The 12,936-nt window shown below is 39.7% G+C and carries 14 protein-coding genes; 7 read left to right on the top strand and 7 right to left on the bottom strand.

Translation table 11 applies throughout. The features are described 5' to 3' along the window. Window positions 1-22: 22 nt before the first annotated feature. Complete coding sequence (locus tag MHI51_RS16270; protein WP_076217630.1) at window positions 23-490, top strand: SRPBCC family protein; 468 nt, start codon at window positions 23-25, stop codon at window positions 488-490. Window positions 491-628: 138 nt separating this feature from the next. On the opposite strand, the gene MHI51_RS16265 is transcribed toward MHI51_RS16270, so the two are convergent. The 3 genes from MHI51_RS16265 to MHI51_RS16255 all read right to left on the bottom strand — a co-directional run bounded on the left by MHI51_RS16265 (window position 629) and on the right by MHI51_RS16255 (window position 2,645). Next, window positions 629-1,213: an MFS transporter gene (locus tag MHI51_RS16265; protein ID WP_076217631.1), complete on the bottom strand. Its 585-nt coding sequence runs from the start codon at window positions 1,211-1,213 to the stop codon at window positions 629-631. A gap of 238 nt (window positions 1,214-1,451) precedes the next feature. Then, window positions 1,452-1,685 (bottom strand): transcriptional regulator, encoded by a 234-nt coding sequence (locus MHI51_RS16260; RefSeq protein ID WP_076106729.1) that lies wholly within the window; start codon window positions 1,683-1,685, stop codon window positions 1,452-1,454. Window positions 1,686-2,093: 408 nt separating this feature from the next. Next, the gene (locus MHI51_RS16255) at window positions 2,094-2,645 is read right to left on the bottom strand and encodes a TetR/AcrR family transcriptional regulator (protein ID WP_339187159.1); all 552 of its coding nucleotides are present in this window, start codon (window positions 2,643-2,645) and stop codon (window positions 2,094-2,096) included. Window positions 2,646-2,793: 148 nt separating this feature from the next. Here MHI51_RS16255 and MHI51_RS16250 point away from each other — a divergent pair, with 148 nt between their 5' ends. From MHI51_RS16250 to MHI51_RS16235, 4 genes are all read left to right on the top strand, one after another. Then, window positions 2,794-3,717, top strand: coding sequence for a ketopantoate reductase family protein (locus MHI51_RS16250; protein WP_405173102.1), 924 nt, complete (start codon window positions 2,794-2,796; stop codon window positions 3,715-3,717). Between the two features lie 134 nt (window positions 3,718-3,851). Then, window positions 3,852-4,520, top strand: a complete 669-nt coding sequence (locus tag MHI51_RS16245) for an MFS transporter (RefSeq protein WP_405173101.1) — start codon at window positions 3,852-3,854, stop codon at window positions 4,518-4,520. Window positions 4,521-4,794: 274 nt separating this feature from the next. Then, window positions 4,795-5,034: a helix-turn-helix transcriptional regulator gene (locus tag MHI51_RS16240; RefSeq protein WP_036677000.1), complete on the top strand. Its 240-nt coding sequence runs from the start codon at window positions 4,795-4,797 to the stop codon at window positions 5,032-5,034. Further along, window positions 5,024-5,374: a hypothetical protein gene (locus MHI51_RS16235; RefSeq protein WP_036677002.1), complete on the top strand. Its 351-nt coding sequence runs from the start codon at window positions 5,024-5,026 to the stop codon at window positions 5,372-5,374. Before MHI51_RS16240 ends, MHI51_RS16235 begins: the two co-directional genes overlap by 11 nt. A gap of 209 nt (window positions 5,375-5,583) precedes the next feature. Here MHI51_RS16235 and MHI51_RS16230 read toward each other — a convergent pair whose 3' ends face one another. Together MHI51_RS16230 and MHI51_RS16225 are read right to left on the bottom strand one after the other, a co-directional pair. Continuing rightward, complete coding sequence (locus MHI51_RS16230; protein WP_076277380.1) at window positions 5,584-7,062, bottom strand: serine hydrolase; 1,479 nt, start codon at window positions 7,060-7,062, stop codon at window positions 5,584-5,586. Window positions 7,063-7,428: 366 nt separating this feature from the next. Further along, on the bottom strand, window positions 7,429-8,922 hold the full coding sequence (locus tag MHI51_RS16225) for an SMI1/KNR4 family protein (RefSeq protein WP_076217636.1): 1,494 nt from the start codon (window positions 8,920-8,922) through the stop codon (window positions 7,429-7,431). A gap of 346 nt (window positions 8,923-9,268) precedes the next feature. On the opposite strand from MHI51_RS16225, the gene MHI51_RS16220 reads away from it, so the two are divergent. Continuing rightward, entirely contained in the window at window positions 9,269-9,586 is a 318-nt protein-coding gene (locus tag MHI51_RS16220; protein WP_076302981.1) for a hypothetical protein, read from the top strand. A 435-nt stretch (window positions 9,587-10,021) separates the two neighbouring features. Here MHI51_RS16220 and MHI51_RS16215 read toward each other — a convergent pair whose 3' ends face one another. Together MHI51_RS16215 and MHI51_RS16210 are read right to left on the bottom strand one after the other, a co-directional pair. After that, window positions 10,022-10,612: a YdeI family protein gene (locus MHI51_RS16215; RefSeq protein WP_232061375.1), complete on the bottom strand. Its 591-nt coding sequence runs from the start codon at window positions 10,610-10,612 to the stop codon at window positions 10,022-10,024. Further along, window positions 10,588-11,529, bottom strand: a complete 942-nt coding sequence (locus tag MHI51_RS16210; protein ID WP_076217637.1) for an alpha/beta fold hydrolase — start codon at window positions 11,527-11,529, stop codon at window positions 10,588-10,590. Before MHI51_RS16210 ends, MHI51_RS16215 begins: the two co-directional genes overlap by 25 nt. A 99-nt stretch (window positions 11,530-11,628) precedes the next feature. On the opposite strand from MHI51_RS16210, the gene MHI51_RS16205 reads away from it, so the two are divergent. Continuing rightward, window positions 11,629-12,540, top strand: coding sequence for a YafY family protein (locus MHI51_RS16205; RefSeq protein ID WP_076126589.1), 912 nt, complete (start codon window positions 11,629-11,631; stop codon window positions 12,538-12,540). Window positions 12,541-12,936 lie beyond the last annotated feature (396 nt).

The raw sequence follows: 12,936 nt of genomic DNA, 5'->3' as shown, positions 1-12,936 counted from the left end.
TTACTAAAATAGGAGTGATACCATGTTTACAGTATCCAGCAGCATCCCGGTTAACAATAGTACAAAAAATCATCCCGTATTGGATAGACATCAAGTATGGCAAGGTCTTGTTATGAAAGCAGAAGACGCAACCCGTTTTGTAGGTGCGATAACAGAGTGCACAGTAGTAGAAAAGGACGAAAGATCACTTCTGCGGGAAGTGGTGCTGTACGGTGAAAGAATGAATGAACAGGTTAACTTTTTCCCTGAACAGATGATCGTCTTTGAACCTCTGGGCGGGCCGACTAAAGGCTTCATTAAAAATGAAATCGAAGAAGATGAACATGGCAATTTATCTGTAAGATTTACCTTTACCTTCGAACTAAGAAGCGGAGAACAAAACAAAGCAGCAGAGAAAGAATTCTCTAATAAAATGGAGAAAAGCTATATTGAAGCCGTTGAAACAACACTTTCCTCTATAAGAGAAATGGTTACAGTTGGAGCTCTTTAAGCTAATTCAGACTACTGGAAGGCAAGCAATATAAAGCCCTTTCACCTCCTTAGCCGGGGTAAAAGGGCTTTATTGTGTTCCTGACGGCTGCAGCTATTCAATGCTTACCATCATTCGTGTTTCGCAGCTAACTGCTGCTCACTTTTTAACAAACAATGTTAAGATTGCTCCGGCTAGTGCCAGGAGGGTTGCCACCATAAATGCCGAGTATACACCTCCTATCATATCCTCCGGCATAGGTTGCCCTGTTGAAGTGATTGCATTGAACATGACCGTAACCAGAATAGTTGTTCCGATTGAACCGCCGACGAGGCGCATCGTGTTATTCATTGCTGTGCCATGAGAGATCAGCTTGCGGTACAAGCGGTTGATGCCAGCCGTCATTAGCGGCATCATGACAAGCGAGATACCAATCATTCTAATCATATAAACCGTCAGTACATAGCCGTAAATCGTTCCGGTTTCCAACTGGGTGAACAAAAAACCTGTAACAGTGATAATTGTAAATCCTGTGATGGCAAGGCAGCGAATTCCGAATTTATCGAACAACCGGCCTGAAGCCGGCATCATGGCGCCATCAGGAGCGCACCCGGGTAGTAATGCAAGACCTGATTCCAGAGCATTATACCCCAGCATGTTCTGCATAAATACCGGAATCAGTGTCTCTGTGCCAATCATTGAAGTGAATGTAAATACCCCGAGAATCGTCGTCAGAGAGTACACCGGATCTTGGAAAACCCTGAGTTCAAGAATTGGACTTACAATACCGGTATTCCCGATATTCGAGGAGAAACCATACTCGACCTGCTTTTGGGAAGAAAGCTGAATGCGTTACGCGCGTATGCCGAGCAGTATCTCACAATGATCAACTGCCTTCTTATTTTGATAGAGCTATCGTTTCCCATTATCTTAGCTTAATGGATCACATTCGTAGTCTTAATGCAACCTACCACTTATTCCATTAATCTCCCTTTACTTCATTATCATTCGGAATTAATTCATACAAGGCACGAACATCACAACCGATGGAATCGGCGATCGATATGGCAATTTTGAGTGGCATCACTCTTTTGTTTTCAATAAAGTCGTAAACTCGTTCCGGTTTAAAAAGCAAGTCTTTTGCCAGCCATTCCGCTGACTTCCCGGATTCCATCAATCGTTCATTCAGTAAGCAACGTCCTAGTTCAAATTTCAAAAAGTGATGACCTCCCGCATAAGATAATACTTAACCTTAAGCGTTGTCCATTGCCAGCATGAATATACTTCATAAAGGGTCCTATAACGATGAAGTTCCCCATGTTTCCTGTTAGTTCAATCTGAGGTTTTCCTATTTTCAGCCTAATTTTCCTGTTCACAATTGAGATTAATGATGCATAATAGCACTGTGTAGAAAATCTGCTAAATCCTCCTTGCTATATTGATTAATGATGTTCATATCTCTCACTCCGTGCATATATAAGCAATAACGCCCCATCTCGTGGTCTATAACATCGTCCACCTTAAGAGTAAGTTAGGTCAGTTTTTATGGAGTATATTGTGTAAACAAGCTTATGCGCGCTTTTTTATTGTTATAGAACATATGGATTTGGTTTGAATGACAGACTCATTCTTTAATATAGGGCGTAAACCCTCTTGAATATAGGTTCTCCACTAACTTGAAAAATTCTTCTGACGATAAATCCTTTTGACGCTGGAGCCAAAGACGAAACAAAGAAAGAGCAGTTGTCAGGTAAAACTCAATGAAGTATGGCGTTAGTGATTGGTTTTGCGGAACGTTTAATTCTAATTGATTCAAAGCGATTTCTTTTTTTAAGCGTTTTAAAAAACGGACACTTCCATAATCACCCAAAAGGGCATTAAGAACCAGGAGATGTTCTTTTTTATCCAGACAATAAAGCGTGTCTTGAACCGTATCCAACGATAGCTCTTTATTTGCCAATTCTTTTTTCATTTCATTCAATAGGTCATTTTCAACAGAGTCTAACAATTCGTAAATGTCAGTAAAGTATTGATAAAAGGTGCTGCGGTTATATCCTGACTTATTCGAAATTTCCTGAATCGAAATTTTCTCAATCGGCTTTTGGCTATATAACTCACAAAAAACTTCTACAAACTTTTGTTTTGTTTTCTCCGTTATTTGGGGTTGCTTTTTCATGTTTCCCTCCTACTAGTGAATAAGAATACCATCCGACAAATCATAAAAAACTGATGGTTGATCAAGGAATAATGAAGATTTATAATCACATCATACAACGCGTTGTCGGATAATCAATAGGGAATATTAATAAGTTGGGGTGGTTTATATGTCAGCAAAACAAGATAGAATTTTAATTTTTGGTGCAGGTGTCATCGGGAGCATGTACGCAATTAAGCTTATTGAAGCAGGGTTTGACGTTAGCCTGTTTGCACATTCGAATAGATATACATCATTAAGAGAAAATGGCCTGCAGTATATAGAAAAAGGTACAGTTAGATCGATACAAGTGAATGTCATGGATACGCTCGAAAATGACGATGTATACGATTTTATTTTCGTTACTGTTCGTTATGATCGGTCCGAATCAGCATTGTTAGCGCTAAAAGATAATCAAAGCAAAATTATAGTTACGATGATTAGTAATTCAATTGGATTTTCTTCGTGGCTGGATATCGTAGGGGATAGACTTTTACCAGCTTTTCCCGGCTTCGGCGGACAGATTAAAGATGGGTTATTACATGCGCGATTTCTACCAAATTTTATAGCGGCAACTGCATTTGGAGAAATTAATGGTGTAGCGACAGAACGCATAGAAAACCTCGCAAAACTATTTAAAACAGCAAAGCTTCCCTACGTTATTAAAAAGGATATGCAAGCGTATCTAATCACACATTCCGTATCAGATATTGCCATGCTGAGTTTTTTGCATTCTGAGAATAAGATTATTGACAAAAAAACAGCCAGAACCAGAAAGACGGCACGCAAAATAACAGTCACTTTAAAAGCGTATCTTAGGGAAATACAAAAAGCGGGCGTTTTAATTGATCCTCCAATACTTAAAATGGTGCTTAAATTTCCAAACTTATTTTTGGATCTCTTCTTTATGACATGGCTACGAACTAAGATGGTTAGGGATATGATGTTGCCGGATTATGCGAATAATGCTAACAATGAGATTGTACAGCTGAGTAATGATTTAATGAAATTTTTAAGTCAACATGATATCAAATCGGAAATACATGTTCCGTAATTTTTTGTTAAAATAGTATGGTATTTTTTAATTTATTTTCATTAAATCCTTCAATCAGGCATTAATCTGAATATGAAAATCTAAATATATAGTTTTTTCGTAGCATCCTTGAATAAACTACCGGGAAATGATAATTGAACAGCGGCAGTCCAAGATTTTATTTATCAAGTCTTGGACTGTCGCTGCTTTATTATCCGGGACAGTCGGCTGATAAACGCATTTCAGTATTCAAAGTTTTACTCACACCTGGGGTGATTCCTATCTTGGTTGTGGTTTTTGCCTGGATGCTGGCTCATAATATTTTGTATACCTATATCTCTCCTTTCCTGGATGATATGGGGCTTGAACCCTATCTCGGACAGGTTCTGCTTGTTTTTGGAATTATGGCACTGGTGGGTATCTGGGTGATTGGGATTTTCATTGATCGTTGGTTGCGTCCGTTGGTTCTCATCAGTCTTACCGGATTTGCTCTGATATCTCTTGTACTAGGACTTTGGAGTGAGCATGGTACTATTATCTTCATTTCTGTTGCGCTGAGGGGGCTGACATTCGGTGGTGCGGCAACATTGTTGCAGACAGCACTTGCTCAGGCTGCGGGGAAGCAAGGGGTGGATATCGTGATGCCAATCAATACAACGGTTTGGAATCTGGCTACCGCCGGCGCCGGGATATTGGGAGGAGTCCTTCTGAATCAATGGGGCACCACCTCCTTTCCTTGGTCACTCCTGCTTCTCTTGCTTCTTGCTCTGTTTGTTGCCTGGTGTGCTAAAAGGCATGGATTTCGTCCATCCCAGATCCGTTAAGTAATCCGATTGCGATCCGTCTGCTATTGACTGTAAATTGTTCTTGCACGATCGTGGCAATCATTCATCGATTTGCACCACTGAAAATCATAAATTACATTAGATCGATATGTGAACCAGGCGGAATCATGAATCTCGTCAGGTTCTTTTTGCATTCTGGCTTTTGTTAAATCAAAGTAGTACAGGTAAACATAAATGTATTATGTAATTAAGTATAAGTATACTTTACATTTGTTAAAAATCAGTTTATAATTTGATTCAAGAGGTGATGGTCATGAAGAAAGATTTCGGTGATTCGATATCCAATAAGGTTTATGAATATCGTGTACTTGCCAGAATGTCTCAGCAAGAATTAGCAGAGAAAGTCGGGGTTTCCAAACAAACCATTTTCGTAATGGAAAAAGGGAATTATGTGCCGACTCTGCTATTGGCTTTTCGAATTGCCGATTTTTTTAATGTTGATGTAAACGATGTTTTTACTTATTTGAAAGGAAATGATCAAAATGAAAATTAAGTCTATTTCTGATATCCATAACGCAATTTTCCACCCTTTAAAGTCCTGGGCTGAGCAATCTACGGGAAATTGGAATATTCTCATTGGAGTAGGTTTTTTACTGCTCATGGGTAGTGCGATTTTTACCTATGTATTTTATAAGAAGATTGGGCAAGACGATGAACGGACAAATAAAATCTTTTTGAAAAGCAGTTACTTTATGCTGTTGACAATTATTCTATGTGACATGATTTTTCCTAAAGAGTATATGTGGAACATCTTTTTCTTGTTCAAATATGCGCTAGCGTTTTTAGCTGGTGGAATTTACATGGCCATCCAGTATAAAAAGGATTTGTCGTAAGGAAGGGTCAGAGCGAGGACCAGCTAAGGATGGGGATTAGACAATGTTGATAAATATGCTAACTAAGTGGTATGGAAGTTCAATAGGTGCAATCGGGTTGTAAAATAAATTGCTAAAATCAAAAATATCCTTTTATGTTCCTTCCCCCCTCTGCTTCTAGCGGCAATGAATACATGTTCTTGTCCTTTGATCGCGACAAGAACATGTATTCATAAATCAAAAAAACCGCGCTCTGCCCCGCCTTTTATGAGACTATTATATCGGTGATTGTATACAAGCCATGTAATGCTTGCTGTTAATAATGCTGAAGAAATCAAGGCTGTAAGAACACTATATGGTTGCCAAATAAGTATCGTTGGCCAATCTAATGCACAGCACATTATACACAGGGCAATCGTAGCCATCAGCAAAATAGCTGTTACGATTATTCGCTTTTTAGTCATTGGCTGCCGCCCATTCATTTTTCTTCTGCGTAATCCTAAGAGAAAGAACAGAACGGCCAATAGGCAAAAAATAATTGTGGTAGACGATAAAATGATGTCCAAAAGCTGTGTGCCGCTTATTTCATATGACTGCGTTAGATTGCCGTCTAATATCTCTTTAACTTTTAGTATCATGCTTCTATTGATATTTGCGCCATTGGTCAGCAAGCAGACGGCTGTTCGTTCATTTGGCAGTATGATCACTTCGGTTCCAAAATTGGGATTTCCCCCGGGGTGCTCTATAATCGTTTGGTTGGCGTTTACCGTCCAGCCCGCCGCATAATACATTTCGTTGACGGCCGGAACAGACATATCACCCTGATGTGATTTTTCGATAACCGTATGGAATATTTCGGGTATGTCCTTCACAATACCCATCTGTATGCCCATCCAACGCGCCATATCTTTTGTACAAGAAATGATGTAGCCTGCGGGTTTATTCCCGGAAAAATCCGGCGCGTTATATGGAGTTGTCATAAAAAAGGAAGAACGGTAGCCCTGTGCCAACTGTCCGGTGGCTTGAGCATCTTCTTTATAAACATACGTCTGGTGAAGACCTAACGGCTGAAATACCTGTTCCCTCATAAAGTCTTCATAGCTTTGTCCCGACACAATCTCAATAACCAAACCCAATACGTCATAATTAACGGTCCCATAGTTGTACTGTTCACCGGGAGGGAACGCCAACTCAACATCTACCAGCATTTCCACAGTCTTTTGCAGCAAATCTGGTGTATTGCCTTGTGGAATATTTTGAGAATGCTTACCATTTGTTAGGCCGCTAGTATGGTGAAGAAAGTTATTGAGTGTAAGGCTTTGCATATCAACAGGTTTTCCTTGATACTTTAACGTAAACCAAGGTAAATATTTTTGGACAGTGTCAGTCATTGACAGCAGCCCTTGTTCCTCCAACAGCAGAATACCCATGCCGGTAAAGGCTTTACTGACCGAGGCCAGTTCATATAGTGTGTTCTCACTTGCAGACAACCCACTTTCACGGTCTGCATACCCGGAAGAAAAGTAGAAAATTTCATCATCAGCTAGTATCGAGATTGACATTCCCGGCACACCTGATATACGACGGGCATCATCCAGCAACGCGTGTATTGCCGCAGATTGCGTATCTGACAACGCCGCATAACTTTGTGTTGCGAATCCTGAGAATACGATAAGTATCGCTATTACACAAACAATAGTCTTTTTCATAAGCTCTCCATTTCGAGTAAATTATGCGAGGATAATATAAACAACCTGTAGTACGCCTTATCCGCCTAATGCGTCGCTCCAATATACTTAATGCTAGACGTTCAATAATTAGATTACAATTGTAAACTTCACAGACCCATGTATATTATTTCTTGTTTCGCAAAAAAGGCCCCTCTGATTACTTAGCGGAAAGGTCAATGGTTTAAATCTTATGTCTACAATTTTTCTGCTTCATCATTACTATTTTATTAGGTATCAGCGTTGGTCTAACGGCAAAAAGAAAGGAGACTAACCAATATGGCTAGTCTCCTTTCTTTTATAAAAATTTCACCCTATAATGATAAAGCTCAGTGCAGGCAAGCTTCATTAATCTTTCCATGTGACCTGCCATCCATATGACTGAAGTTTAAAGTATTTATTAAACTCCGCAACTACGGACTTCGCGTTCTCTTTCGATGTTGCATGAAATATAGTTATATCGACTATATTACAGTCTGAAATTTCCTCCAAACCTTTAAGTCTTGATGCATCTACTCCAATCTGCTTTAGACTCATACAATTTTTGAGTATTGTTAAATCTCCAACCGGATAAGTGAACTGCTTTAATTTCTTCAATTCTCCTATAACCTCTATATGTGATTCATCTATTGCACAGCTATCTGTCTCAAAAACCGTTAGATTCTTTAAAGCTTTTAAGAATGATAAATGTGGTATTGTCACTTGTTTGAGCTCTAGTTTTATTAACTTACTAAGGTTTGAAATATAAAGCAGGTCGCCAACCTCCATTTCTTCTAAGCTTAGTTCCTTCAAATTTTTTATAGTTCCAATTAATCCCCTATCAATTGAGTTCATTCTACATAATCTCAAACTCTTTAATTTCTTTATATCTTTCAGTGTATGTATATCTTTTAATGGAAGTCCTATTAATGTTAGCTTCCTTAACCCATCTAAAGAAACCAAGTACTTCAAATCAGACTCTTTAAAAGCTTCTGATCCTATCACAAGTTCTGCTAAAGAAGTCAACCGTTGAAGTACATCAAAATTAGTAATTTCATCCGCATGTATAATAAGTTCTTTAAGATTAACCATATGGGTTAAAATATCCAAAGATATTGCTCCGTATTTTTGAGCTTGATCAGCTCTAATAAATACCATTCTCTTTTTTTTTAATGTTTTTGAAGATACAAAACCACTTTCAACATCGTCTTTAAAATACTCTTCCCAAAATCCGCTTACAGGGATAAGGCTGTTCTCTTCGATATTCAAATTAGTCAGAGCCAAAATATCATCTAACAAACTTCCACTTTCACGGGATAATATGATTACATCTTCTTCTTCACGAATACCAATACTACTATTTCTGAGACTCGAATCGATAAATTCAAAGAAATGTCCCAAACTTTCTGCAATAACATAGGAAAAATGAGAATTATGATCTATCGTAATAATTTGCCCATAAACGCCCTTTTCTCCGGGGTCTAAATCTATTGCCAAAAATGAGCCACCACCATCTTCAGCAAAAGGAATCCAGCCTTCTCTGTAGTTCCCATCTTTTATTACATCTGATTTGCTGGATATAATATCGTACGCTGATTCCAAAAGGGACTTCCAGTTGCTTACTATCGATTCAATGTTCATCCAACCAAGACCAGCCATTATGCCAAAAATCTGCTCTCCTTCTCCATTAAAATTCATGTATAGCTTTCTGAAATCTTCTGGAAATTTGCAGTTCATCATGCTCTCGAAAAGATTTATTTCTGATTCCTCAACTGCTGGATTCAGTAATTCCTCTACATTTGGTATATGCGATTTTAATGTCTCTATAAGGAAACACTCTTCTTTTTTATTAGCTAATGACATATATTGGCCCCCATTCTACAGAGTCATAATAGTTTCAGTAAACATTCTTGGTTGATCATCAATCATTTTGTTATGATTCATCTTCAACAGTTCTATCAATAATTAATTCTATCTTAAATATGGAGCATCTATCTCCCGATTTAGCAATATCGTATCATGAATTTGTAAATATTGTTGTATTAAGTCATATGAAAAAACCTAAGAGTCATCTTAGAGGTTAATTTTATCTCTATATAAACTTCATTCACAACTAATTTTCACCCTATTTAATGGTACGGTTCAGCGTAACATCTATAGAACGCAGACACCTACACAAACACCTGCACCATTGTCTCCACAAGCCGCGTTGGATACGATTAATGCTTACTACGTTCAGCAAGCTGGCGATGCGCCTGACCACTCAATATTTGACACTACTGGAGTAACAGATGTTACTCCGTCGAACTTAACCTATGTTGATTATGCATTGAGCGTGGACGAGACATCTCCATGGACAGTACTTGAAATTCAAGAGATTGTTAATGAAGTTCATTCAGGACTCGTATTGACAGCGATCGGCACGGGGCTTTCCCATGCCGTTTTGAATTCCATTTTTATTCCCGTTCTTACCTTTGAGCTTAACTTAATGACCTTGCCTGTTTGGGTGTCCTTATTGTTTTTCTAAGTTTTGCTTGCTAAGCGACTCTATTCAGCATCATTCTGCTCTTCCAGCCATCTCAAAATCGCTTGGTTTGTTTCTTCCGGCTTTTCTTGCTGGATCCAATGACCGCAATCCAGATTGACCACTTCTGCATTAGGCACGAACTTTGTCAGGTTTTCAGACCTCTGGACCGTATCCCGGTCACCATAGATCATGAGGGTCGGCTGTACCATGAAAATGAAGGGGGTTGCGATTTTGGATGAGCTGTTTCATCCCTTCTTCATTTAGCGATTTGATTTATGCCTCGCATTTAAAACGTTCTGACTTTTGATGAGAATGAAACCCTAATTGATTGAGAAATACAGTAGCTCCTCTCTCCTATAGATCAGGGAAACAATAGACCCAGATTTATGCAGTACCAAAAATCCTTTTAACCATTCTTTTGTTATTTATATTTCCTTATTCTGTAATATATTTTTTGCAATGTTGAAATTTTAGCCCTTCTTCAGATGAAGCGATCAATATTCCAAGCCTTCTTAATCGTGTTTCTTCTTTCTTAGCGCTCATTACCCACCAGATTGAATCTCTTTTATAGGATGGTGATAAATTAGTGAAGAATAGCCAGGCTGTTTGATTTGCCTTGATTTGTTCTTCATATTCTTTAGCAAGTTCCACGTTTCTTTGTTCAGAGGAATAGCCTTGTGCATCGGTTCTGTTGTTAAAGACGTGCATTCCTTCTGGTCTCATCTTTCCAAACTGTATTAGTGCTTTTACCTTCTTTACGTTCACAGCACTCCATACACTATTTACTTTGCGCGGAGTAAAGCGAATCTTATAGCTTTGTTTATCAATGGTTTTTCGTATACCGTCAATCCACCCAAAACAAAGAGCGGCATCTACTGATGCAGACCAAGTAAGGCTTGCACGACCTGTACTTATCCCAAAATAGCCCACCCAAATTTCACTAGCTTCAGCATGATGTTCTTCTAACCAATCGTTAAACTCTTCTTGGTTGTTGAAAAAAACTACATCTCCCATTGTTCCAGCCATTTTAAAATCGCTTGGTTTGTTTCTTCCGGCTTTTCTTCCTGGATCCAATGACCGCAATCCAGATTGACCACTTCCACATTGGGCACGAACTTTGTCAGGTTTTCAGACTTCGCAACCACATCCCGGTCGCCGTAGATCATGAGGGTCGGCTGCTGGATGATTGGGTTCACTTTCGCCAATAAGCGCCAGTTGCGGTCAAGGTTCCTGTACCAATTTATGCTGCCCGTGAACCCTGATGTTTCAAAAGCGGAGACGTAAACGGCCAGCTCGCTTTCGCTCAATACGGGCTCACCGAGCGGTGTTTCTGCTCTGGCGAGATTGATCAACGCCATACCTGGCTCAGGTGCTCTGAGAGGCTCGTTCTTCCGGTACAGGTTGCAAAGGAACCTGTATGTATTGTCTTCGAATACGGCGTCCGCGACGCCTGGCTGTCGATTGAAGTGGACGAAATAGAAATCGCCGCCAAGTATTTCTTCCATGAACTCGATCCAGGGTTTTTCTCCGCGCTCTTGGTAAGGCAAGCTCAGATTTATCACTTTATTGACGCGGTTTGGATGCAACAAGGTCAGTCCCCAAACGACGAATGCACCCCAGTCATGACCGACAAAGGTAGCGTCCTCGTATCCATAGTGATCGAGAAGCGCGATGAGATCACCCGACAAGTGTTCAATGTCATAGTCTGTTACTTCGGTCGGACGGGATGAGTTGCCGTAACCCCGCTGGTTGGGGACGATGACATGGTAGCCCGCTGCGGCAAGTGCGTCCATCTGATGGCGCCAAGAAAAGGCATGCTCTGGCCAGCCGTGGCAGAGTACAATAGGTTTTCCTGCGTTTACTCGGCCTGCTTCAAACACTTCGAGTTCCACACCGTTGGCTGAAATAAGGGTGGGCTTGGGAAAATCGGTTGGATTAAACATCGAATTAAAACCTCCTTCTTGTGATACTTGTAGTATAATGAATAAAAGGTGACATCTAGGTGTCACCTTTCTGAAATCATGTAAAAAAAGAGGGCAATTATGGACAAAGTGGAGAGACTCATTTCGATTATCATGATATTGCTGAAAAAAGAGGTTGTTTCTACAACGGAATTCTCACAACTATTCAATGTCTCCAAAAGAACGATCCTTCGCGATATGGAAACATTGAGCTTATCGAACATCCCGATCTACTCTGTCAATGGGGTCAAAGGGGGCTACGGCATAATGGATGAATACAAGGTTGATAAACGCCTTTTAAGCAGCTCCGATTTACAGAATATATTAACTGCGCTCGGCGGATTGGAACAAATCCTCCGTACTGAAGAAGTTGAAAGAACGATAAAAAAAATAGAGGCAATGGTTAGTCCATTGTCTCTAAATCGTTCCATTCAACTGTCGTTTTATGATTGGGAAGGTCGGTCCGAGATTCTTGAAACCTTAAAGACATATCAAGAATCCATTTCAAAAAAGAGGCTGGTTTCGTTTGATTATACAGATAAGGACGGGGCTGTAACGAATAGAATGGTCGAGCCCTATGAGCTGCATTTTAGCGAATCGAGTTGGTACTTGAAAGGATTCTGTTTACATCGACAGGGATATCGAACTTTCAAGTTATCTCGGATCGATCATATTACTATGGATGAACGCGCGTTTCATCCTAGAGACGATTGGTCAGAGCAAGTACACGAAGCAAATTATCTACCTGAATTCGTCACGATTAAGGCCTGGATATCGCCTAGCATAAAAGATCAAATCATCGAAAGGTATGGTCGAAGAAGTATTGAAGACCATAATTCTGGATTTTTATTAGCAACCATTTATGTCCCACAAAATCGTATGGGATTTCAACTTTTAGCAAGCTTCGGCACTCATCTAAAAGTTGTAGAGCCCAAAACCTATGTTGAAGACTTTCGAAATTATTTATATCAAATGATGGAGAACTATTCCTGATATATTTAGCATTAAAGCTTCAACCTTCAACTCAACTTTTCACCCTATTTATGGTACGGTTCAGCCCGATTTGTCTTCACCGTGTGATACATCTGTTCCAAGATTTCAGCCACGTTTAGATTCTATTGTGATTGTGCGCCTGAGTCTGAACCAGCTGATCTTCTCAACTGCTGTGTTGCGGTCCCCATCTGCAGTTTCCGGGCAATCTGCTTGTTGCGCATTCCTCTGATACCTTCAATAGTCCTCCTTGCTTCATTTAGAGTTATATATACTGGTTCTCTCAAATTAATCACGTAATCTAGTGCTCCGAATAATAAAAAAAGCCCGCAAGCTAGTTACCTGCGGCTGTGAATTTAGGATATGTTGTTATTTATTATTATCTCTCCCCTCTGCAAC

Origin of the sequence: Paenibacillus sp. FSL H8-0260 (genome assembly GCF_045040625.1) — a bacterium.
Classification (GTDB): domain Bacteria; phylum Bacillota; class Bacilli; order Paenibacillales; family Paenibacillaceae; genus Paenibacillus_AQ; species Paenibacillus_AQ odorifer.
Note: the sequence above shows the minus strand (reverse complement) of the source record. Positions and strands in the feature narration are given on the sequence as shown.

Coding starts and splice junctions, on each gene's coding strand:
- MHI51_RS16210 (WP_076217637.1), bottom strand. CDS start 11,529: ATGTTTAATCCAACCGATTTTCCCAAGCCCACCCTTATTTCAGCCAAC.
- MHI51_RS16235 (WP_036677002.1), top strand. CDS start 5,024: ATGAAAATTAAGTCTATTTCTGATATCCATAACGCAATTTTCCACCCT.
- MHI51_RS16230 (WP_076277380.1), bottom strand. CDS start 7,062: ATGAAAAAGACTATTGTTTGTGTAATAGCGATACTTATCGTATTCTCA.
- MHI51_RS16205 (WP_076126589.1), top strand. CDS start 11,629: ATGGACAAAGTGGAGAGACTCATTTCGATTATCATGATATTGCTGAAA.
- MHI51_RS16215 (WP_232061375.1), bottom strand. CDS start 10,612: ATGGCTGGAACAATGGGAGATGTAGTTTTTTTCAACAACCAAGAAGAG.
- MHI51_RS16225 (WP_076217636.1), bottom strand. CDS start 8,922: ATGTCATTAGCTAATAAAAAAGAAGAGTGTTTCCTTATAGAGACATTA.
- MHI51_RS16255 (WP_339187159.1), bottom strand. CDS start 2,645: ATGAAAAAGCAACCCCAAATAACGGAGAAAACAAAACAAAAGTTTGTA.
- MHI51_RS16240 (WP_036677000.1), top strand. CDS start 4,795: ATGAAGAAAGATTTCGGTGATTCGATATCCAATAAGGTTTATGAATAT.
- MHI51_RS16270 (WP_076217630.1), top strand. CDS start 23: ATGTTTACAGTATCCAGCAGCATCCCGGTTAACAATAGTACAAAAAAT.
- MHI51_RS16250 (WP_405173102.1), top strand. CDS start 2,794: ATGTCAGCAAAACAAGATAGAATTTTAATTTTTGGTGCAGGTGTCATC.